We start from the raw sequence: 20,741 nt of genomic DNA on the forward strand, positions 1-20,741 counted from the left end.
TGAGACGAAGAATGGTCCGCAAGTTCCTGTATCTCATGGCTCTCCTCATCGTGATGGTGATTGCTGCGGTTTTCGCGCTGAGCATCTGGCAGAACGAGCTGACCCGCTTCGCATTTGTTCCGCGCGTATCGTACGGTAGGCTCGAGCCTCTTCCGGCCGATGCCTATTCCGGAAACAAGATGTGGTTCGCGCGGCCGGGGATGCAGAAAGACCCGGCGCAGTGGGTCCCGACAGGCGTGGACAATAGCGGAGCAAAGGGGCCTGCTGCGGTTTTCTTCATTCACCCTACGAGCTATCTTGCTCGCGAGAACTGGAATGGACCCCTGGACGACGCTGACAGCAATCGGCGTGCAACCTTTTTTGTGCAGGGGATGGCATCAGCCTTCAACCAACAGTCGGAAGTATGGGCTCCACGCTACCGGCAAGCCGCTTTCGGCGCTTTTCTCACCGACAAGGCCGAAGGGGAGATGGCGCTTGAATCTGCGTATGCCGATGTGCGCCAGGCTTTCGATGCGTTTCTGGCGAACGTGCCCGCCGACAAGCCGATCGTGCTGGCGGGACACAGCCAGGGCGCCCTTCACCTCATGCACCTGCTCAAGGATCGGGTTGCGGGCACACCGCTCGCGTCGCGGATAGTCGCGGCCTATCCGATCGGCTGGCCGATATCCGTCGAGCATGACCTGCCCGAAATGGGACTCCCCGCCTGCGCATCCGCCGATGCCACAGGATGCGTGATGACCTGGGCCAGCTTTGCCGAGCCAGCCGACCCCCAGCTGGTGCTGGAAGCCTACCGCACGCGTCAGGCCCTTGATGGACAGCAGAAGGACTCGCGTCCGGTGCTATGCACGAACCCGCTGACCGGAAGCGTCGGCGGCTCTGCTACCGCTACCGCCAACCTTGGCACGTTGAAACCCAACAAGCATCTCGACTCCGGAGAGCTGATCCCGAAGGCGGTTCCTGCGCGCTGCGACGCAAAGACCGGCTTGTTGCTGATAGGAGATGCGCCCGATCTTGGCCCCTTCGTGCTTCCGGGCAACAACTATCACGTCTACGACATTCCGCTTTTCTGGTCGAACCTGCGCGCAGATGTTGCGCGCCGAGCGGATGCCTGGACAAGACGCCACGCGGACGCCGGGAAGTGATTACGCAGTCCGCGTTGTGCATGCGCGACGAGTTGCCCGAAGGCGGGGTGCTGATCGGGCTGGATACTGGCACCAAGACCATCGGCATTGCCCTGTGCGACCGAGACTGGCGCTTCGCCACGGCAGGCAAGACACTTCAGCGCGGCAAGTTCACCGCCGACAAGGCAAAGCTGCAGGCGCTGATCGAGGAACGCGGTGTCGTAGGGCTCGTGATTGGTCTGCCGCTCAATATGGACGGATCGGAAAGCCCGAGGTCGCAGGGCGCCAGGGCTATCGCTCGCAACCTCGAGGATCTTGGGCTGCCGATCCTCCTTTGGGACGAGCGGTGGACTACGCAGGCCGCCGAGCGGGCGATGATCGAGCAGGACTTCAGCCGGGCCAAGCGGGCAGAGCGCATCGATTCACACGCCGCTGCCCTGATCTTGCAAGGCGCCATCGACGCGCTGGCCGGAAGCGCGTTTTAATCGTCCGCTTAATGCGCTTGTAATCGCACCATAGCTGCGGCAGGGAGTCAGCATGGATACAACGCCCGAACCCACCGGAGGACGGCCCGCGATCCCGCCGGGCATGGATTTCAACCCATCGCAGTTCGGCAAGTTCATGATGCGCCACGGGCACACCGGCTTCATCGGCATGCAATATCGCGCTCATGGGGACAATTGGGTGGAGCTTGGCCTGCCATGGCGCGAGGACCTGGTCGGAGATCCCGAGACGGGCGTGCTCGCTTCCGGACCGATAATCAGCTTGCTGGACAATGCCACGTCGATGTCCGTCTGGGCACTGCGCGGCGGCTTTCGCCCGCAAGTGACGTTGGACCTGCGTGTCGACTATGTTCGCGCCGCAACGCCAGGCAAAACGATTATTGCCTGGGCAGAGTGCTACCAGTTGAAGAAGTCGATGGCATTCGTCCGGGGCATTGCCCACGACGGCGACATCACTGATCCCGTAGCGCACGCCGCCGGCATCTTCATCCAGGTCCAAGCAGACGGTTGGGCGCGTTCACCAGGAGAAACGAAGTGAGCGAAGCTGGCGTTCTCTTGTCGGAAAAGTTGCCGCCCTATGCGCGATCAATGGGCATGCGAATCGCTGGCATGCTTGACGACGCCCCGCTTCTGGCAATGGATTTTTCCGATCGAGCCATGGGTCGGCCTGGGTTCCTTCACGGCGGCGCTATCGCAGGCATGATGGAAATCGCCGCGATCATGGCCCTTCACGCCCATCTCGGCGAGGAGGACGCGAGGATGCGAATCAAGCCAGTGAACATCTCCGTCGAGTACCTGCGAGGCGGCGTGACGGTAGAAACCTTCGCGCGCGGCGAGGTAATCCGCGCAGGAAGGCGCATTGCCAACGTGCGCGCAGAAGCTTGGCAGTCTGATCGCGACAAACCGCTGGCAAGCTGCTGGATGAATTTCCTGATCAAGCCGAAGAGCTAATCCTCCACGACCTTCATCAAACGGCGCTCGAGCGGCGACAGAACACCCGCCAGGTCATGGCCGCGCTTGAGGACTTGCCCGGCTTCTCCGAACAGTGCCCACATGCCCTGCTTGCTGCGCAGCGAGGGCCGTTTTTCAATCCTTGCCGTGGGGCGTTCCGCGGTTCGCTTGAACGCTGCGAAGACAGCAGCATCCTTGCCAAAGTCCATTGCATAATCGCGCCACAGGCCGGCTGCGACCATGCGACCGTAGAGATCGAGGATCTTCAGCAGCTCTGGCCGTTCGAAGCCGACCTGCTGGATCGCACGCGCGTTCGGGAATGGGACGACGGTGCCGGACGTCCCGGCATCAGGGCCGGTCACGCTCAGCTGCGGTTCCTTCTGCCGACCGTGGTCGGAGTTGGCGCAGGCGAGGTATCGTCGCCACCCGTCTGAGCAGCGAAGAGTGCCGCAACCTGTGCCTTCAGCGCTGCGACTTCGGCCTCTAGCTCGTCAACCCGCGAACCGCCGTTCGGCTCGCACGGCTCCTTGCACGGAGTGCCGTAGGGAATGAATTCCTTGAGCCACGTTTCTGCAGGCACCAGCGTGGAGCGAGCTTTCAGCCCGACCATCGTAGCGCCTTCAGGCACATCGTCGGTCACAACGGCGTTTGCCCCTACTCGAGCGCGAGGACCAACAGTGATCGGCCCCAGGATCTGGGCACCCGAGCCGATAATCGCATTGTCGCTCAAGGTCGGGTGACGCTTTCCAGGGATACCATTTGCAGGGTTCGTCCCGCCTAGCGTGACGCACTGGTAGATGGTGACATTGTCGCCAATCTCGGCCGTCTCGCCAATGACGGTGAAACCGTGGTCGATAAACAGGTGCTTACCGATCTTGGCGCCCGGATGGATGTCGATCGCAGTCAAAAAACGGGAGAAATGATTCACCAGACGAGCGAGGAAGAACAGCTCGGCCTCGAACAGCCAATGCGCGACTCGGTGGAAGCCCACGGCCCAAAGGCCCGGGTAGAGCAGAATCTCCCAACGCGAGCGGGGCGCGGGATCGCGCGAGCGGATCGAGTCCAGATAGGCGATCAGGCCGTTGAACATGCCCTGATTCTCTCTCTTTCAGGCGCTTAAAGCAAGCGCGGCTGGAATTCCCCTGTCCGCTCGGCAAGCGCGTCGCGGACCAGTGATATGGTGACGGGTGATTTACGCTCAAGAGACAGACGGTCAAGAGTTTCAATCAGCAACTCGATTTCTGCGTGCGTGCGTTCCACTCTGGGCAAAAGGTAGGCGATTGCCTGTTCACCCAAAACAAGCCCTCGCCGCGCGGAATGTTCCACGATCAAGCCCGCTATAAGCTCGTCGTCTGGTGCGCCAATCTCGATCAGCAGGGCCGAACCCAGGCGCGAGGCGAGATCCGGCAGAGTGATCGTCCAGTCACCGGGAGCGCGATCGCTGACCAGCAAAAGAGGACGTCCCGAAGCTTGGGCGCGGTTCCATTTATGGAAGATCTCGTCCTCAGGCAGCGAATCGGCGCTGTCCAACACCTCCCCTGCCCCACTCTCCGCAAACCAGCGGGCCAGCAGGCTTTTGCCCGAGCGTGGCGGGCCGACGAGAATTGCGGTGCGGAAGGGCCAGGTGGCAGCCGACTGCAGCGCTTCGATCACCGGCACCAGGCAGGGCCCCATGATCACGGTTTCGGCACCGCGCGCTGTCACCAGCGGAAGGGCGATCTGCGACGACATCTGCCGACTATACGCTCGAATCGCGGTTCGGGTTACTTGCGGATCGAAAGCGCGCCTGCGCCGACCGTCACCCGCCAGCCCTGCGCCCGCAGTGCTGCGGCCAGCGTATCTATTTCGCCCGCGTAGGTGACGCGCATGACCGACGTGCCGCCAATCGCGATCGAACTCGAGACCGCGCTCTTCACCCCGGGGATGCCACGCACCGCAGCCATGCCGGCGTCGACCGCCGGGCCGTCCGCAGTGGCGAACTGGATCGTTATGGTCGCTCCGCCCGCAGCCGCCGTCGGCGTGGCAGCGGCGCTTGGAGTGGCTTCGGGAGCGTTCGCCGAGGCAGGCGTGGCGACCGGGCCTGCGCTTGCCAGCGTCTGCTCGATCAGCTTCGGATCGATTTCGGCCACCATGTTGAGCGTCGGATCGGGCTTCAGGACCCCTGCAACGAGAGCCTGGGTGTAGATGCCGTCCAGCCGGCCGATCGCATCTTCCAGCATCCTGGGCAGATCAGCTTCGCTCTTGGCGGTCAGGGTGAAGCTGCCGAGGAAGCGATTGTCCGGACCGTAGCGCGCGGTGAACGTGCCGGTAACAGGGCCCCCGGGGAATTGCCGGTCCAGGCGCGCGATTGGCATGATCACGTCGGACGCTCCGAATTCGTCCAGGATCAGCCGCCACCAGTTGCGACTGCGCCTATCAAGCTGCCCCGCCGTCAACAGGAGCGAATCGGAGCCTGCGCCAGCTGGTCGCACGTAGTCGATCGCGCTGCTGCCTGTGCGATACTCCGCCCACGCCTTTTGCCATGGAGTGCGGGTTTCGAACACCGTCGCCACGCCGCCCTGGTAGAGGACCGGCACGACCAGCAGCGGCGCCGAGCGGGCCTTCGCGCCGGTCATGCCGAGTCGTTCACCGGTGCGGGCGCGGTCGAAGATCACGCCGAGGCGCGCGATGTAACGGCGCGGACCGATCTGTTCGTGCTCGACAACCACAGCCGAGACCATCGATTCGATCGTCGAATCATCGAGCCCTGGAGCGGCCCCGCCACTACCGTTGCTTTCCCAGAGCTTGGTCCACGCCTTGCGCTGCGCTTCGCGCCAGCCCTTGTTGCGTGCGTCCTCGGCATTGTCGCCGCCGACGTTCACCTCGATCCCTCGCACTTCGTAGTCGCCATTGCTGGCGATCGGCGGAATGCCGCGATCACCCTCGATCTGCGCGACAAGAGCAGCCCCGCCCAGTGCCGCGACGAGGGCAATGCCCAGCATCAGCGCCTTGCGGTTCTTCGCTTTTTCGATTGGCAGATGCAGGGCGACCAAGGGAACTCCGAAACCAGTCATGGCCGAAGGTCCGGCCGGTAACGCACACGGAATTCGAATTCCGCAACTGGATGCCCGCTTTTGCCGAAACGAAAGTGGAAATCCAAGCAGGAAAGCGCTAGGCGCGCGCACCATGAGCGACAAGCAGGAAAAGCCCGAGAGCTATAGCTACGCCAAGGCTGGCGTGAACATCGCCGCTGGCAATGCGCTGGTGAAGGCCATTGGCCCGTTGGCGAAGTCAACGGCCCGGCCCGGCGCGGATGCGGAGCTCGGCGGCTTCGGCGGCTTCTTTGACCTCAAGGCGGCGGGCTACAAGGACCCGCTTCTTGTCGCTGGCAACGATGGCGTTGGCACCAAGGTCAAGCTGGCGATCGATCACGACCGGCATGACAAGATCGGCATCGATCTTGTCGCGATGTGCGTGAACGACCTGATCGTGCAGGGGGCGGAACCGCTCTTCTTCCTCGATTACTTCGCCACCGGCCGTCTGGACAATGGCGTGGCCGAGCGCGTGGTCGCCGGCATTGCCGAGGGCTGCAAACAGGCCGGATGCGCCCTGATTGGTGGCGAAACCGCGGAAATGCCCGGCATGTACGCCGACGGAGACTACGATCTCGCTGGCTTCTGCGTTGGCGCCGTTGAGCGCGGCGAGCAGTTGACCGGGGACCGCGTGGCCGAAGGCAACGTGCTGCTCGGGCTCGCCTCGTCTGGCGTTCACTCAAACGGTTACTCGCTGGTGCGTCGTCTCGCTGCGGACAAGGGCTGGAAGATTGACCGCCCTGCCCTGTTCGACAACGAACGCCTGCTGATCGATTACCTCATCGAGCCGACCCGCATCTACGTGAAGAGCCTGCTGCCCTTCATCCGCTCGGGCCGGATCAATGCGCTGGCCCACATCACCGGCGGTGGCCTGCTCGAGAACGTGCCCCGTGTCTTGCCGCAAGGCCTTCACGCGCGCATCGATGCCGACAGCTGGGAGCAGAGCCGCCTGATGGCGTTCCTGCAGGCCCAAGGGAATATCGAGCCCGAGGAAATGGCCCGCACCTTCAACTGCGGCATCGGCATGATCCTGGCGGTGGAAGCGGCCGAGGCCGATTCGCTTGTCGCCGATCTCGCCGCCGCGGGGGAGACCGTCTACAGCGTCGGCACGATCGTCGCGGGTGAAAAGGGCTGCACCGTCACCGGCAGCGCCGAGACTTGGTCCGCCCGCGAGACATGGGAAGCCACCCACCTTGGCTGACCGGGTCCCCGTCGCCGTCTTCATTTCGGGCAGCGGCACCAACATGGCCGCGCTGCTCTATGCAAGCCGTGCGGCGGACTGTCCTTATGAGATCGTACTCGTTCTCTCGAACAACCCGGATGCTTCGGGTCTGAAACTTGCCGAGGCTGAGGGGGTGGCGACGTTCTGCCTGCCGCACAAGGGCATTCCCCGGCCAGAGCACGACGCGATGATGGAGGCCGAGGTGGTCCGGGCCGGGGCGCGCTATATCGCCCTTGCCGGCTACATGCGCATCCTGAGCCCCGAATTTGTCGGACGCTGGGAAGGGCGGATGCTCAACATCCACCCCTCATTGCTGCCCAAGTACAAGGGCCTGCACACCCACGATCGCGCGATCGAGGCGGGGGACAGCCACGGTGGGTGCACAGTGCATCTCGTGACCGCAGAACTCGACGATGGCCCGATCCTCGGCCAGACGCCGGTAGCAATCATTCCGGGCGATACCGGCGACAGTCTTGCCGCTCGTGTCCTGTTCGCCGAGCACCAGCTCTATTCGCGAACCCTCGCCAGCTATGTTGCTCGCGAGAACAGCGCTGGATGGTTGCTCGAGAAGGTGCGCGGGCTCGCTGCCGCCCTTCCTGATGTCGAAGAGCGTGAAAGCCACGGTGCTCCCGGCTGGCGCGTGGGCGGCAAGTACTTCGCCTATTTCAGCGATCAGCACCACGGCACCCCGCACATAGCACTGCTGGTGAAGACGAGCGGTCAGGACGAACTGGCCGCCCTGATCGAGCAGGACGAGGACACCTGGTTCCGGCCAGCCTACTATGGCGCAAGCGGCTGGGCAGGACTGATTCTCAACCGTCCCGATGTCGACTGGGAGCACGCAGCCGACTGGCTTCGCCGCAGCTGGGCCGCCGTGGCGCCCAAGCGGCTCGCCGCAATGCTGGAGTTCTAAAGAGCGCCATGCAGCTCACGGCCATCCGCCGCATTTACGCACACACGGGCCTGCAATCGTTTGTTGAGACAAGCGGCGGGCTTTTCGTGGTCGGTTTTCTGGTCAAGCAGGGGCTGAGCCCGGCACTTGCGCTGGCCAGTTTTGCTCTAGTGCTACTTTCGCGCTTCGCCCTGCGAGCGGCGGTACTGCCCATTGCCCATGCGCACGGACTGCGCACCGTGCTGTTGCTGGGCTGCGGAGTGCGCGCAGCTTCGTTCCTTATGCTGCCGTTCGTCGAGGGCATGGGACTGCTGCTGGTGGCGTATATCCTGGTCTCCGGGCTTGGCAGCGTGCTCTATTGGACCGGCTATCACGCCTACGTCTCCGCTGCAGGCGATAACGCTGCGTTGGGGCGACAGGTGTCGATCCAGCAGGCGACCACCGCCGCAGTGGGAATCGTTGCCCCAGTTGCGGGGGGCTTTCTGCTTTCGGGCGCCGGGCCAGTCATCGGCTTTGCCGTGATTGCGGCGATGCAGCTGCTCGCGGGCCTGCCGTTGACGGGCGCGCCCAATCCGGCGGTCCCGCGCGAAAGCCGTGCAGACCCTGCGATCGTCAGCGCGGGGCGTAGAATCTATTTTGCCGAAGGGCTCCAGTCGGGCTGCTCGGTCGTGGTCTGGAACCTCGCGCTGTTCGTCACCCTGGGGCAGAGCTTCGAGAGCTTTGGCGGCGCGCTTGCGCTTGCCGGGTTGGGCGCAGCGGCAGGCAGCCTGATCATCGGCCGGCTGATCGACGGCGGGCGCGGGACGTATTCTCTAGCGCTGGCTTATGGTCTTGGCGCTGCGGTTCTGGTGCTCAAGGCCCTTGCGTGGGCCTCACCCCTGCCCGCGCTGATCGCAACTGCGCTCGGTGCGCTGGCCGCGCCCATGCTGGCAACTGCCATGCTTTCGCCGCTTTATGCCATGGCCCAGCGCTCGCAATGCACGCTGCGCTTCAACATGGCCACCGAGGGCGGGTGGGACCTCGGTTGCTCTTCTGCCGCACTGGTTGCCGCAGCACTGCTTGCCACGGATTTCGGCTACACTATGCCGATCCTGCTTGGCCTGCTCGCCATAGCCGGGATCGGGTGGGGCCTCACGCAATGGTATCGCGGCGAACGCGCCCTCACTGCCTAGATCTCGCTGGCCTGCACATTGGGACGGTTCTCGCGCGTCCCACGATAGCGAACGGACCTGTCGCTGGGATCGCCTGCAATCACCACATGATCTTCGTGCACTTCCAGCAGTTCGCCGGCGAAAGGCATGTCCTCGAACATCGGACTGCCGACGATACGATAGCTACAGTGTCACCGACCTTGAACGTCGAAGCATCGAAGTTGAACTCGAACGGACAGTCGCCAGCACCCATGCCCTGCATTTCAGGTCTCCTCTTGTGAATGACCTAAACAGAAAGGCCGCCGGGGTGAACCGGCGGCCTCTTGTCATTTGATCTGGGCGATGGCTCAGAATTCGTAGCCAAGCGTCACGCCGTAGGTCCGCGGCGGCATCAGCGTGCCACCGATGGTGCGGCTGGTGGCAACCGCGTAGCTGCCCGCCCAGACCAGTTCGTTGGTCAGGTTGCGCACCCAGAGATTTACCGAAGTCCGGTCGTCCGAATGGCGGTACTTCACGTTCGCATCAACCATCACATAGCCGTCAGCGGCCATGCGATCGTCGTTGAACTCGGTGTGGTACTGCTTTGAACGGTAGGACACGTTCGTGCCGAACAACACGCTGGCCCCGCTCGAAAGGTCAGCCGTGTAGGTCGGGTTGAAGTTCAGCGTCCACTTCGGGCTCATGCGGGTAGCGTTGCCGGACAGGTCTTCGTCAGGCAGCGAAGCGCCGCCAGGGCCGAACAGCGCCGCGTTCAGCGGGTTCTTCGAGAAGAACTTGGTGAACTTGGAGTTCAGGTAGGCTGCCGAAGCGTCAATGGCGAGACCATCGATCGGGCGCCAGCGCAGCTCGAACTCCGCACCATAGGCCCGCGACTCCGCTGCGTTTTCCAGAGCGCTGGCAAAGAACGGCGGGTTGGGGATCGGGAAGGTCCGCTGGAACTGGCCGTTCTTGAGCTTCTGGTAAAACACGGCAAGGTTCGTCTGCAGCGAGCCGGCGCTGTACTTGATGCCGCCTTCGAAGGCCTCGACCTTCTCGGGGTTCACGAACGGCGTGACCGCAGTGGCCGAACGGCGCGAACCGATTTCGGCGGTGCCGGACTTGAACCCGCGCGACCAGTTGAAATACGCCATCACATCGTCATTCGGACGGAACTCGACGCCGAGCGAGGGCGAGAAGTCGTCCCAGGTCTTCGATGTGTCCCACTGCAAGGGATCAAGCACGAAGCCGGTCGCGGCGGTGCCGATGCCGCTGTTGTTCTTGATCTTGCGCTTTTCCCACGAATAGCGCCCACCGGCCTTGATCGAGAACTGCTCGGTCAGGTCGTAGGTCACGTTGCCGAACACGGCCCAGGTCTCGACATCAAGCTTGCCGTCGAACTGGACGCGATAGGGGTCGGTGTTGGTCAGCACGTCAAAGCCGATGTGGTTTTCGACGCGGATGTGGTCCTTCAGGTAGAAGCCGGCGAAAACGGCATGCAGTTTGTCTGTATCGACGTTGAGCTGCAGTTCCTGGCTGAACTGGTTCTCGAATACCGGCTGCCAGTGGTTGGCGCTGGTACGCACGGCGTTGGTCTGCGCCAGCGGATAACCGGCGTAGGACGACATGTCGAAGTCATGGAAGAAGATCGCGCGGAAGTTGCGGTAGCTTGTCAGAGACTTGAGCGCGACCGTATCGGAGGCCGCATAGTCCATGATGCCGGTGAAGGCATACTGCTTGCGATCGTTGATCGGGTCATAGTTGGTGTTGAGATTGCGCACGTTCTTGGCGAACGATGCTGCGCTGCCGTCGGCGTTGGTGCGCTGGCCCAAGGCAGTCAGGCTCGGAACCGTCGTGCCGGGGAACGAAACTTCGCGGAACTTCACAGCGAGCGAACGATCGTTCTCGGTGTGAAGTTCACCCGTCAGCAGGATGGACAGCTTGTCGGTCGGCAGGAACTGCAGATGACCGCGCACCGACCACTGGTTGGCGTTGTCGATCTCGTTGCCCGTGAATTCGTTGATGCCAAAGCCATCGCGCTTGATGCGCTGGACCGCGAGGCGAGCGCGTACGCCTTCGGTGATCGGACCGCCGATCGCGGCATCGGTCTGCACCAGGAACGCATCGCCACCGAGGGTCTGGCGGACGTAGCCATCGAGCTTGTCGGTCGGCTTGGCGGTGATCAGGTTGACCGCGCCGCCGGTGGCGTTGCGGCCGTAGAGCGTGCCCTGTGGTCCACGCAGCACTTCGACGCGCTCGAGATCGAACATCGAGCCAAGCTGGGCCTGCGCGAGGCTGACGACGACGCCATCGACATGGAGCGCAACTGACGGGTCAACGCCCGGGAGCGAGCTCGACAAGCCGATGCCGCGGATGAACAGCTTTGCGAAGTTGAAGTCGTTGCCGAAGCTGATCGATGGAACCAGCGCCTGCAGGCCTTCAAGATTGACAGTGTTGTTGGCGGCAAGCTGCTCGGTGCCGACAGCAGCAACCGAAAGCGAGACGTCGGACAGCGACTGCGCACGCTTCTGCGCGGTCACGATGATTTCGCCGCCGTCCTCTGAGGACGCTGCGTCCTGAGCGGCGTCCTGCGCCAGAACAGGCTGCGAAAGAGCGAAAGCTGCAGCGGCAAACAGACTGGTGCGCGCCAGCAGGCGCGCGGAAGCGCGGGTTGTGAACATCAGGTATCCTCCCTGAAGAGGCTGGAAGGCCTCAGCGTTCTCGTGTTGGAACAACCGGCTACCTACGCCTTGTATGCTCCGCTTACAATTATGGTTATGTGGGATAACATGTGATTTGCAACGAAGCGTTGCATCTGCGCAACATTGACCGAAGGTCCGTCTCGCGCCCACGAAAAAGGCCGGAGCATCTCTGCCCCGGCCCTTCAATCAGCGGCGGCTTTCGCCGATCAGCCGACGATTTCTTCGGGCTTGAAGAAGTAGGCGATTTCGATCGCCGCGTTCTCGTCCGAGTCCGAGCCGTGGACCGTGTTGGCTTCGATCGATTCAGCCAATTCCTTGCGGATCGTGCCGGGCTCGGCGTTGGCAGGGTTGGTCGCACCCATGATGTCGCGGTTACGCTGCATGGCGTTCTCGCCTTCGAGAACCTGCACGACGACCGGACCCGAGATCATGAACTCGACGAGGTCGTTGAAGAAGGGGCGTTCCTTGTGAACGGCGTAGAAGCCTTCTGCCTGCTCGCGCGTCATGTGGATACGCTTCGAAGCGACGACGCGAAGGCCTGCTTCTTCCAGCATCTTGGTGACCGCGCCGGTCAGGTTGCGACGCGTGGCGTCGGGCTTGATGATCGAGAAAGTGCGGGTAACCGCCATGGGAGCGTTCCTTGCGATAGGGGGAATCTGATTGCGCGCGCCCCTAGCGATGTTTGTGCTGCGGTGCAAGGATGGCGCTCAGGGCCCTTCCTTCCACTTGCCGCCCTCTTGCCGCCAATAGCGGCGCTCGACGCCTTCGCGGCTGCCGAGCATGCGCCAGCATCCCCGTGCATCGTCAATCCGCGCGGGCGGGAACAGCAGGAACACCCGTTCAAACTCACCCTCGCGCCAGATACCGTCGGCGAGCGCCATGTACCTTGCGCGATTGGCGGGCTCTGGCGCATCGGACAGCAGGACCGGCTGGCGCTCGTCCTGATCGGTCCCGGCACGGCCGTTGGCGAGAAATGTCTCGGGCAAGCGTGTCCAAAGTGCCTCACTGACACTGCGAAGCTGCGCCTCGTCTTCCGACACGACCAACAGCCGTTCTCCTGCGCCAAGCGTATTGCGCGCAATCAGCGGCAGGACCTGTTCGGCCGGATCACTGGTAAGCTGGTAGAAATCGACGCGCATCAGCCTGCAACCTTGCCCTTGCCGCTACGGCAGCGGTCGGAACAGAACTTCACGTTATCCCAATCCCGCTCCCACTTCTTGCGCCAAGTGAACGGCAGCCCGCAAGCGGCGCAAATCTTGGTAGGAAGGTCAGATTTGCGCCGCATCTTCGGCATGGGAAAGCCTCAAGCCTCCAGCACGTCGCGGACGTAGCGGTCGAGCACGCGCACACCGAAGCCGGTGGCGCCCTTGTCCCAGGTCTGGCCGGGCTTGTCAGCCCAGACCATGCCGGCAATGTCGAGGTGCGCCCAGGCCACGCCCTTGTCGATGTAGCGCTGGAGGAATTGCGCCGCGGTGATCGATCCGCCGTAACGCGGGCCAACATTCTTCATGTCGGCGATCGGACTGTCGATCAGCTTGTCGTATGAAGGGCCGAGCGGGAAGCGCCACAGCTTGTCGCCCGAAGCCTTGCCGGCTGCATCGAGCTTGGCGGCAAGGTCATCGTCATTGGCAAACATGCCGCCGTATTCATGGCCGAGCGAAATGATCATGGCGCCTGTCAGGGTAGCGAGATCGACGATCGTCTTGGGGGAATACTCCTTCTGCACCCAGGTCAGCGCATCACACAGCACGAGGCGGCCCTCGGCATCGGTGTTGATCACCTCGACCGTCTGGCCGGACATCGAGGTCACCACGTCACCAGGGCGCTGAGCGTTACCGTCGGGCATGTTTTCGACAAGGCCGCACACGCCGATGACGTCTGCCTTGGCCTTGCGCTTGGCCAGCGCGAGCATTGTCCCGGCAACAGCGCCAGCGCCGCCCATGTCCCACTTCATGTCTTCCATGCCGGCGGCAGGCTTGATCGAGATGCCGCCGGTATCGAAGGTGACACCCTTGCCGACAAAGGCGGTCGGGCCAGAAGAACTTGAGGCTCCGGCCTCTGCCCCCTTCCAGCGCATGGCGAGCAGCTTCGGCTCACGAACCGAACCCTGGGCCACGCCAAGCAGTGCGCCCATGCCCAGCTCGGTCATCTCCTTGAGGCCCAGCACGAGGATCTCGACGCCGGTGCCCTCGAGCCGCGCCTTGGCGCGCTCGACGAAGCTTTCGGGGTAAATGATGTTGGCAGGCTCAGCGACGAGTTCACGGGTAAACTCGATGCCTTCGGCAAGCGCCGATTCTATTTCCCAAGCTGCCGCAGCGCCTTCCGGGGCATTGACCGCCACGATTTCAGTCAGCGACGGCTTCTGCTCATCGCTCAGCTTGGTGCGATAGACATCATGGCGCCAGCCGCGCAGCCGTGCACCGAACAGAACGGACGCGGCCTCGGCACCGGACAGGCCCGAGCCGCTGAAGTCGATGGCCAAAGAAGTCTCGCCCGATGTCAGGTACTTTGCGGTCAGTGCCGCGCCGGCCTTCTCAAGACTGGCGCTGCGCTCGGTGGCGTCTGCCTTGCCCAAACCGGCCAACGCGAGCCGCTTCACGCCTGCATCGTGCGCAACGAAAGCTTCGAATACCTGGCCCACCTTTCCGGCAAACCGCGCGGCCGCAGCACCTTCGCGCACCACTGCGTCAAGATCGGACGGCAGCGCATCCTGCGCCACGAGACGGGCGACCAGACGGGGAAGCGGGGCATCGCTGGTGCGGAAAACGACCTTCATGGGGAACTCCTGAACGGAATGGACGTCACACTTCGACGCAAGCTGGGCGGGAAGCGGAAATTGTGGAATTGCAGTTAGGGTGCACTGGTGCGATAGGCAAGCGCATGCAACCCGCCCGGCGGCCGCAGCCGCAAGCCCTTGATCGTCGCTTGCGCCTTGCGCGTATTGCCGCTGCCTCTGCCGCGGCATTGTTCCCGCTCGCCGCATCGCAGGCCCTTGCGCAGGAAGCGCCGATGGCCTCGCCCGCCGGCGACGAATCGAGCGTAGACGATCAGGTCCGCTTTGAAGCCGACAAGGTCCGCTACGACAGCAACGCCGAAAAGGTCTTTGCCGAGGGCAATGTCGTGCTGCGCCACGATGTTCAGACAGTGCGTGCAGACAATGTCACCTGGGACCGCAACACAGGGCAGATCCTCGCGACAGGCAACATCCGATTCGTGGATGAAGACGGCAACATCGTCTACACCGATCAGGTCGAGCTGACGGACGAATTCAAGGCTGGCGCTATCGAGGACCTGCTGGTGGTGTTGCGTACCGGGGGCCGCCTTGCCGCCGAACGCGGCATGCGCGACGAATCCGGCAACATGACGCTCGAGAACGCGGCCTATTCGGGCTGTGCAGTCGAAGATGACAAGGGCTGTCCTAAAAGGCCGAGTTGGGAAGTGACGGCAGCCCGCGTCTATTTCGACGCCAAGCAGAAGCGCGTGAAGTACAAGGGCGCCACGCTCCACATGTTCGGCGTGCCGATCCTGCCACTGCCCGGCCTGGGACACACCTCGGACTTCCGTGCCGAAACAGGCCTGTTGATTCCCGACTTCCGGCTTGGTGCAGCCAACGGCGCGGAAATCAGCGAGACCTGGTACTGGCGCATCGCCGACAACCGCGACCTTGCGCTGACCGGCACGTTCTATACCGGCTCGCTACCGATGCTGACGGCCAAGTACCGGCATCTCACCAACCTCGGTGCGTTCCAGGTTACCGGCTATGCGACGCGAAGCGCGCGCATTCCGCTTGGCAGTACCTCGACGGGCGCAGCCAACGCCAGCCAGCAATCATGGCGCGGGTATCTCGACGCCAACGGGAAGCTCCAGTTCTCGCCGCACTGGAGCCTGACCGGCAACGCACGTTTTGCCTCCGACCGCACCTTCCTGCGCCGCTACGACATCAGCCGTGACGACCGCCTGCGGTCTTCGCTGAACCTCGAGCGCATCGACGACGACAGCTATCTCTCGATTGCCGGCTGGGTCACGCAGACGGTCCGCGTCAACGATCCACAGGGCATGGTGCCGCTCGCCCTGCCAGCGATCGATTATCGCAAGAGGATGGCGTTCGACGGTGTTCCAGGACGGTTCGAACTGGAGGCCAACAGCCTGGCCATCGTCCGCACTGCGGGGCAGGACAGCCAGCGCGCCTTCGCGCGGGCGCAATGGGATCTGCGCACGATAACTGGGATGGGTCAGGAAGTAACCCTGACCGGCCTTTTGCGCGGCGATGCCTATCACAGTTCGGACAACGACCTTACTACAACGGCCATCTATCGGGGCCTGCCCGGTTGGCAGACTCGTGGAATTGCCACCGCAGCCATCGATGTGAAGTGGCCTTTTGTGGGCGATGCGTTCGGCGGAACTCAAGTGCTGACGCCTCGCCTGCAAGTCGTCGCGACTCCGGGCGTTCGAAATTTCGAAATCCCGAACGAGGATTCGCGCTCGGTCGATCTGGAGGACACCAACCTCTTTGCGCTGAACCGCTTCCCGGGTCACGACCGTATCGAAGATGGGGTACGTTTCACATATGGCTTTGACTGGACGTTCCAGCGTCCGGGCCTGCGGGTCATGACAACCATCGGGCAGAGCTATCGTCTATCAAGCCAGGCGACCATTCTGCCCGACGGCACCGGGTTGACCAATCGCGCCTCGGACTACGTTGGTCGCACGACGGTCCGTTTCGGCGACGTCATCAAGTTCACGCACCGCTTCCGGCTCGACAAGGACAGCTTCGCGCTGCGCCGCAACGAGTTCGACGCGACGATTGGAAACCATCGCCGCTACATCGAAGCAGGCTACCTCAAGCTCAACCGCAATATTGCGACCGCGTTCGAGGATCTTCAGGACCGTGAAGAGCTGCGCATTGCCGCGCGCACGCCAATTACCAGTGCGTTTTCAGTGTTTGGTTCGGCAATCGTAAACCTGACGGACCGGAATGAAGACCCGACGCGCACGTCAGATGGGTTCCAGATGTTGCGGCACCGCCTCGGCGTGGCTTACACCGACGATTGCCTCGACCTGTCGTTCACTTGGCGGCGTGACTATGTGAACATCGGTGACGCGGTGCGCGGCAACTCGTTCCAGATATCCCTCTCGCTCAAGAACCTCGGGGTGAAATAGCCTCTTCTATTGCCCTTTTGCGTCTGATGCGCCACTCAGCTTGGGTTAAGCCGTACGCGGCCAGAGAGAGATCATAGCAGAAGGCCGCCTTACGAGCGCCAGTTCGACAGGACATATTCCAAGACCATGACGTCCAAGCTGAAGATCACCCGCAAGGCGGTTTCGCGCACGCTGGGTTCCACCGCCATGGCGCTCGGCGCGCTTTCGATCGCCGCCTCGCCGGTTCTGGCGCAGGGAGCAAATGCGCCTCTCAACATTCCAGCCAATCCAACCATGTTCGGGACAAACGATCCGAACGTCCGTCGCGCGACCGCCATCATCAATGGCGAGATCGTGACGGGCACCGACGTGGAACAGCGTCTAGCCCTGATCGTGTCGGCCAACGGTGGAAAGATCAGCGCAGAAGAAACAGAACGCCTGCGCATGCAGGTGTTGCGCAATCTGATCGACGAGACGCTGCAGATCCAGGAAGCAAAGGCAGCTGACGTACCGGCCGACGACGCGCAAGTGGAATCGACCTATGAGCGCGTGGCGACACAGAACTTTGGCCAGTCTCCTGAAGCGATGGAAAAGTATCTCGCACGCATCGGCTCTTCAGCAGCTTCGCTCAAGCGTCAGATCCGCGGTGAAATTGCGTGGCAGAACCTGCTGCGACGCAACGTACAGCCTTTCGTCAACATCTCGGAAGGCGAAGTGCAGGAAGCCATCCAGCGACTGCAGGCCTCGAAGGGCACCGATGAATACCGCATCGGCGAAATCTTCCTCGCCGCAACCGAAGAGAACAAGGCTCAGGTCTTTGCGAACGCAGAGAAAATCGTCGAGCAGCTGAAGCAGGGAGGCAGTTTCGTCGCCTATGCCCGGCAGTACTCGGAAGCGTCGACGGCTTCAGTAGGCGGTGATCTGGGCTGGATCCGTCTTGGGCAGCTACCGACTGAGCTGGCGTCAGCTGCGGGATCGATGGCTCCCGGGCAGCTTGCAGGCCCGGTAGAAATCCGTGGTGGATTCTCGATCCTTTACCTCATCGACAAGCGCCAGGTACTTACCGCCGATCCGCGTGACGCCTTGCTCAGCCTCAAGCAGATCTCCATCGAGTTTGCCAAAGGCACCACCAATGAGCAGGCGACCAAGCGCGCCGCAGAGTTTGCTGCGACCGTGAAAGCGATCAAGGGCTGTGGCGATGCCGAAGCGCAAGCCACGAAGATCGGCGCCACTGTTGTCGCCAACGATCAGATCAAGGCCCGTGATCTGCCGGCCCAGCTTCAGGACACGTTGCTGAACCTTCAGGTCGGGCAAACAACCCCTCCATTCGGCTCGATCGACGAGGGTGTTCGCGTACTGATGCTCTGCGGTCGCGATGATCCGCAGGTCGCCAGCGGCCCCAACTTTGACGAGATGATGGCGCAGATGGAGGACGATCGCGTGAACAAACGCGCCCAGACCTACCTTCGCGACCTGCGGCGCGACGCTGTCATCGAATACAATTGATCATCAACCGGCGGCTCTGATCAGTTCGGCAGCCGTCGGGCCACTTTCTAGCAGCTCCAACAGCCCTCGCTCGTGCCGCGACAACCATCGCGTCGCGCGAGGTAGCCGGAGCTGCTGCCGCCAATGATCTTGCTCATCGAGCAAGCCAAGCACCGCAGGATGGATATAACTCTTCCGGGCGATTGCCGGCGTGTTGCCGAGGTGGTCCGAGACTTCCGCCAACAGCATCTTGAGCGAAACCTGATCAGGGGCTTGCGCCAATGTTGCAAAACCAAGCACGCTTGCTCGCCAGGTTCTGAAGTGCTTGGCAGTGAAGTCTTCGCCCATCACCTCGCGCAGCCAGTCGTTGACGTCTGCCGAGCCCACCGGGCAGGGGCAGCCATCTTCGTCTAGGTACTGAAAGAGGTGCTGCCCCGGCAGATCCTGCATCTTTTTCACGAAGCGGACGAGTCCCCGATCGGTTACCTGCATTTCCCGATCCTTGCCCGATTTGGCCCGGAAGCGCAGACGAAGCACCTGTCCCTTCACTTCGGCGTGCCGCATTCTCAGCGTCGTCGCGCCGAAACTGCTGTTGGCTCGCACATAGGCTTCGTTGCCGATGCGTATCCCGCCGGTGTCCAGTAACCGCACGACGCTGGCAATGCAGCGGTCGCGCGAGAGCTTGCTACGCTCCAGTTCATCCGACACACGCGCTCTGACCAGTGGTAGGAGATGCCCGAATGCGGCACAGCGATCGAACTTCTCGCTTTCCCGTTCGGCTCGGAAGTCGGGATGATAACGATATTGCTTGCGTCCCTTCGCATCGGTCCCCGTCGCCAGAATATGACCGTTAGGAGCGGGACAGTACCAAGTGTCCACATAAGCCGGAGGCAAGGCAATCGCATTCAGACGGGCAATCTCGGCACGGTCGGCGATGCGTCGGCCTTTTGCATCGAAATAGGCCCAGCCTCTGCCGCATCGCCTGCGTGTCACGCCGGGAAGGTTGTCATCGACATGCACGAGTTTTGCGGCTTTGCTCTCCATGAGTTGGCGAACGGCTGCAGAGCACTTGCAGTTCCCGTGACCAGCCGCGATATAGTATGTAACACTAACAAATTTAGAAGGAGCCCCTTGATGTCAGAAGAGTACGTTCCACCCAAGGTCTGGACTTGGGACAAGGCCAATGGCGGCGCCTTCGCCAGCGTCAACCGCCCCATCGCCGGCCCCACAAGCGAGCGCGAGCTGCCCGTCGGCAAGCATCCGTTCCAGGTCTATTCGCTGGGCACGCCTAACGGTCAGAAGGCGACGATCATGCTGGAAGAGCTGCTCCAGATGGGCTTCTCCGAAGCGGAATACGACGCTTGGCTGATCAAGATCTTCGATGGTGATCAGTTTACGACGGGCTTCGTCGACATCAACCCGAACTCCAAGATCCCTGCGATGGTCGACCGGTCCGGACCGGAACCGTTCCGGGTTTTCGAATCAGGCGCAATTCTCATGCATCTGGCTGAGAAATTTGGCGTCCTCTTGCCGACATCCGGTCAGGCGCGTGCCGAATGCTTGTCCTGGCTGTTCTGGCAGGTCGGTTCGGCACCCTTCATCGGGGGAGGCTTCGGCCATTTCTACAACTACGCGCCGATCAAGATAGAGTACGCCATCGACCGCTATGCGATGGAAACCAAACGCCTGTTCGACGTCGCCAATCGCCAGCTTGCCAAAACCAGCTATCTCGCAGGTGACGATTACACCATCGCCGACCTTGCGACTTACACCTGGTTTGGCAACATCTACCGGGGCGAGGCCTATGGCGAAGCTGCAACTTTTCTTTCGATGCACGAATATGAGCACGTCGGACGCTGGGTCGCGGAAATCGACGCGCGCCCTGGCGTACTGCGGGGCCGGCTTGTAAACTCGCAGAAAGGCCTTGCGGAACGCCACGACGCGAGCGACTTCGACGCCCTCCCCCCTGAAAAGTTGCAGAGCATCGTCAAGGGCTTCTGATGAAATCGAAATGGGTGGACGGACCTCCGCCACCCCTTTCAAGCCCTCTTGGCATGTGCCCTGACCACGCTATAAGCGCGCCTCCTGATGGGGCGTCGCCAAGTGGTAAGGCACCGGTTTTTGGTACCGGCATTCGCAGGTTCGAATCCTGCCGCCCCAGCCAGCAGTGCCCAAATATTTGAAATTGGTGTGCGGCAAGCGCTGGAAACATGGGGTTTCCATGAAGTGTTGCCATTCAGGGGAGAACTTTCCCGTGCACCCTGGTCCCAGCTCTTTCCCCGCGCTGCGCCGTCCACATTTTTGACGGCAGATCCGCATTGCCGATAGCGATCCACTTCGGAAGCGCTGCATTCTTTCTGCAGCGCAGCTTTGATGGGGCTGGAGGAAGACCTGAGGTATGGCAGCAACGACAGTATTTTGGCCCTTGGGCACGTAAGCCAACGCGTTCTTCGTGATGTGGGCGCGGCACCGCGTAAGCATACGCCGAGGACCGCGGCGAAGCTAAATCAGGCGGCGAGAGCGACCCG

At 62.3% G+C, this 20,741-nt stretch carries 21 protein-coding genes, 1 tRNA gene and 1 pseudogene; 11 read left to right on the forward strand and 12 right to left on the reverse strand.

Annotated elements, in window-relative coordinates; genetic code table 11:
• Positions 1-35: 35 nt before the first annotated feature.
• From AX703_RS09040 to AX703_RS09055, 4 genes are read left to right on the forward strand one after another with little or no spacing between them, the layout of a single operon-like run.
• The gene (locus AX703_RS09040; RefSeq protein ID WP_369821003.1) at positions 36-1,142 is read left to right on the forward strand and encodes a DUF3089 domain-containing protein; all 1,107 of its coding nucleotides are present in this window, start codon (positions 36-38) and stop codon (positions 1,140-1,142) included.
• Between the two features lie 20 nt (positions 1,143-1,162).
• Entirely contained in the window at positions 1,163-1,606 is a 444-nt protein-coding gene (ruvX, locus tag AX703_RS09045; protein WP_156451994.1) for a Holliday junction resolvase RuvX, read from the forward strand.
• A gap of 52 nt (positions 1,607-1,658) precedes the next feature.
• Complete coding sequence (locus AX703_RS09050; protein ID WP_082734500.1) at positions 1,659-2,162, forward strand: PaaI family thioesterase; 504 nt, start codon at positions 1,659-1,661, stop codon at positions 2,160-2,162.
• Positions 2,163-2,212: 50 nt separating this feature from the next.
• Positions 2,213-2,575 carry a PaaI family thioesterase gene (locus AX703_RS09055; protein ID WP_052242158.1) on the forward strand — a complete coding sequence of 121 codons (363 nt, stop codon included), beginning with the start codon at positions 2,213-2,215 and terminating at the stop codon, positions 2,573-2,575.
• On the opposite strand, the gene AX703_RS09060 is transcribed toward AX703_RS09055, so the two are convergent.
• The 4 genes from AX703_RS09060 to AX703_RS09075 are packed head-to-tail and all read right to left on the reverse strand — an operon-like array spanning position 2,572 to position 5,628.
• Positions 2,572-2,937, reverse strand: a complete 366-nt coding sequence (locus AX703_RS09060) for a DUF2794 domain-containing protein (RefSeq protein WP_230487778.1) — start codon at positions 2,935-2,937, stop codon at positions 2,572-2,574. The two genes, AX703_RS09055 and AX703_RS09060, sit on opposite strands and share 4 nt — an antisense overlap.
• A 2-nt stretch (positions 2,938-2,939) precedes the next feature.
• Complete coding sequence (gene epsC / locus AX703_RS09065; RefSeq protein ID WP_062343702.1) at positions 2,940-3,665, reverse strand: serine O-acetyltransferase EpsC; 726 nt, start codon at positions 3,663-3,665, stop codon at positions 2,940-2,942.
• 26 nt (positions 3,666-3,691) lie between these two features.
• The gene (locus tag AX703_RS09070) at positions 3,692-4,306 is read right to left on the reverse strand and encodes a DnaA ATPase domain-containing protein (RefSeq protein WP_062343703.1); all 615 of its coding nucleotides are present in this window, start codon (positions 4,304-4,306) and stop codon (positions 3,692-3,694) included.
• 32 nt (positions 4,307-4,338) lie between these two features.
• The gene (locus AX703_RS09075; protein WP_062343704.1) at positions 4,339-5,628 is read right to left on the reverse strand and encodes a hypothetical protein; all 1,290 of its coding nucleotides are present in this window, start codon (positions 5,626-5,628) and stop codon (positions 4,339-4,341) included.
• 112 nt (positions 5,629-5,740) lie between these two features.
• On the opposite strand from AX703_RS09075, the gene purM reads away from it, so the two are divergent.
• The 3 genes from purM (at position 5,741) to AX703_RS09090 (ending at position 8,932) form a co-directional block, all read left to right on the forward strand.
• Positions 5,741-6,847, forward strand: a complete 1,107-nt coding sequence (purM, locus tag AX703_RS09080) for a phosphoribosylformylglycinamidine cyclo-ligase (protein WP_062343705.1) — start codon at positions 5,741-5,743, stop codon at positions 6,845-6,847.
• Positions 6,840-7,781 (forward strand): phosphoribosylglycinamide formyltransferase, encoded by a 942-nt coding sequence (gene purN / locus AX703_RS09085; RefSeq protein WP_082734501.1) that lies wholly within the window; start codon positions 6,840-6,842, stop codon positions 7,779-7,781. Before purM ends, purN begins: the two co-directional genes overlap by 8 nt.
• Before the next feature lie 86 nt (positions 7,782-7,867).
• Entirely contained in the window at positions 7,868-8,932 is a 1,065-nt protein-coding gene (locus AX703_RS09090; protein ID WP_231735465.1) for an MFS transporter, read from the forward strand.
• On the opposite strand, the gene AX703_RS28850 is transcribed toward AX703_RS09090, so the two are convergent.
• From AX703_RS28850 to AX703_RS09115, 7 genes and pseudogenes are all read right to left on the reverse strand, one after another.
• A complete protein-coding gene (locus AX703_RS28850) occupies positions 8,929-9,060 on the reverse strand; it encodes a hypothetical protein (protein WP_369821004.1) in 132 nt (43 codons plus the stop codon). The two genes, AX703_RS09090 and AX703_RS28850, sit on opposite strands and share 4 nt — an antisense overlap.
• 198 nt (positions 9,061-9,258) lie before the next feature.
• Positions 9,259-10,668 carry a TonB-dependent receptor gene (locus AX703_RS28855; RefSeq protein WP_369821005.1) on the reverse strand — a complete coding sequence of 470 codons (1,410 nt, stop codon included), beginning with the start codon at positions 10,666-10,668 and terminating at the stop codon, positions 9,259-9,261.
• 423 nt (positions 10,669-11,091) lie between these two features.
• Positions 11,092-11,568: pseudogene (locus AX703_RS28860) on the reverse strand (TonB-dependent receptor plug domain-containing protein); the annotation flags it as partial.
• 227 nt (positions 11,569-11,795) lie between these two features.
• Complete coding sequence (gene ndk, locus AX703_RS09105) at positions 11,796-12,218, reverse strand: nucleoside-diphosphate kinase (RefSeq protein ID WP_039332627.1); 423 nt, start codon at positions 12,216-12,218, stop codon at positions 11,796-11,798.
• 78 nt (positions 12,219-12,296) lie between these two features.
• Positions 12,297-12,728 carry a DNA polymerase III subunit chi gene (locus AX703_RS09110; protein WP_039332625.1) on the reverse strand — a complete coding sequence of 144 codons (432 nt, stop codon included), beginning with the start codon at positions 12,726-12,728 and terminating at the stop codon, positions 12,297-12,299.
• Positions 12,728-12,883 (reverse strand): DUF2256 domain-containing protein, encoded by a 156-nt coding sequence (locus AX703_RS26555; protein WP_082013293.1) that lies wholly within the window; start codon positions 12,881-12,883, stop codon positions 12,728-12,730. The genes AX703_RS09110 and AX703_RS26555 overlap by 1 nt, the downstream gene beginning before the upstream one ends.
• A 9-nt stretch (positions 12,884-12,892) precedes the next feature.
• Complete coding sequence (locus tag AX703_RS09115; protein WP_039332623.1) at positions 12,893-14,365, reverse strand: leucyl aminopeptidase; 1,473 nt, start codon at positions 14,363-14,365, stop codon at positions 12,893-12,895.
• A 104-nt stretch (positions 14,366-14,469) separates the two neighbouring features.
• Between AX703_RS09115 and AX703_RS09120 the strand changes: the two genes are divergently transcribed.
• Entirely contained in the window at positions 14,470-16,749 is a 2,280-nt protein-coding gene (locus tag AX703_RS09120) for an LPS-assembly protein LptD (RefSeq protein WP_062343707.1), read from the forward strand.
• A 126-nt stretch (positions 16,750-16,875) separates the two neighbouring features.
• Positions 16,876-18,234, forward strand: coding sequence for a peptidylprolyl isomerase (locus AX703_RS09125; protein ID WP_062343708.1), 1,359 nt, complete (start codon positions 16,876-16,878; stop codon positions 18,232-18,234).
• Between the two features lie 3 nt (positions 18,235-18,237).
• Here the strand turns inward: AX703_RS09125 and AX703_RS09130 are convergent, their stop codons facing one another.
• Complete coding sequence (locus AX703_RS09130; protein ID WP_062343709.1) at positions 18,238-19,257, reverse strand: DNA topoisomerase IB; 1,020 nt, start codon at positions 19,255-19,257, stop codon at positions 18,238-18,240.
• 90 nt (positions 19,258-19,347) lie between these two features.
• Here AX703_RS09130 and yghU point away from each other — a divergent pair, with 90 nt between their 5' ends.
• Both yghU and AX703_RS09140 read left to right on the forward strand, forming a co-directional pair.
• A complete protein-coding gene (yghU, locus tag AX703_RS09135) occupies positions 19,348-20,214 on the forward strand; it encodes a glutathione-dependent disulfide-bond oxidoreductase (RefSeq protein WP_062343710.1) in 867 nt (288 codons plus the stop codon).
• An 88-nt stretch (positions 20,215-20,302) separates the two neighbouring features.
• Positions 20,303-20,377, forward strand: a tRNA-Gln gene (locus AX703_RS09140).
• Positions 20,378-20,741 lie beyond the last annotated feature (364 nt).

The organism is Novosphingobium sp. CCH12-A3 (genome assembly GCF_001556015.1).
Lineage (GTDB): Bacteria > Pseudomonadota > Alphaproteobacteria > Sphingomonadales > Sphingomonadaceae > Novosphingobium > Novosphingobium subterraneum.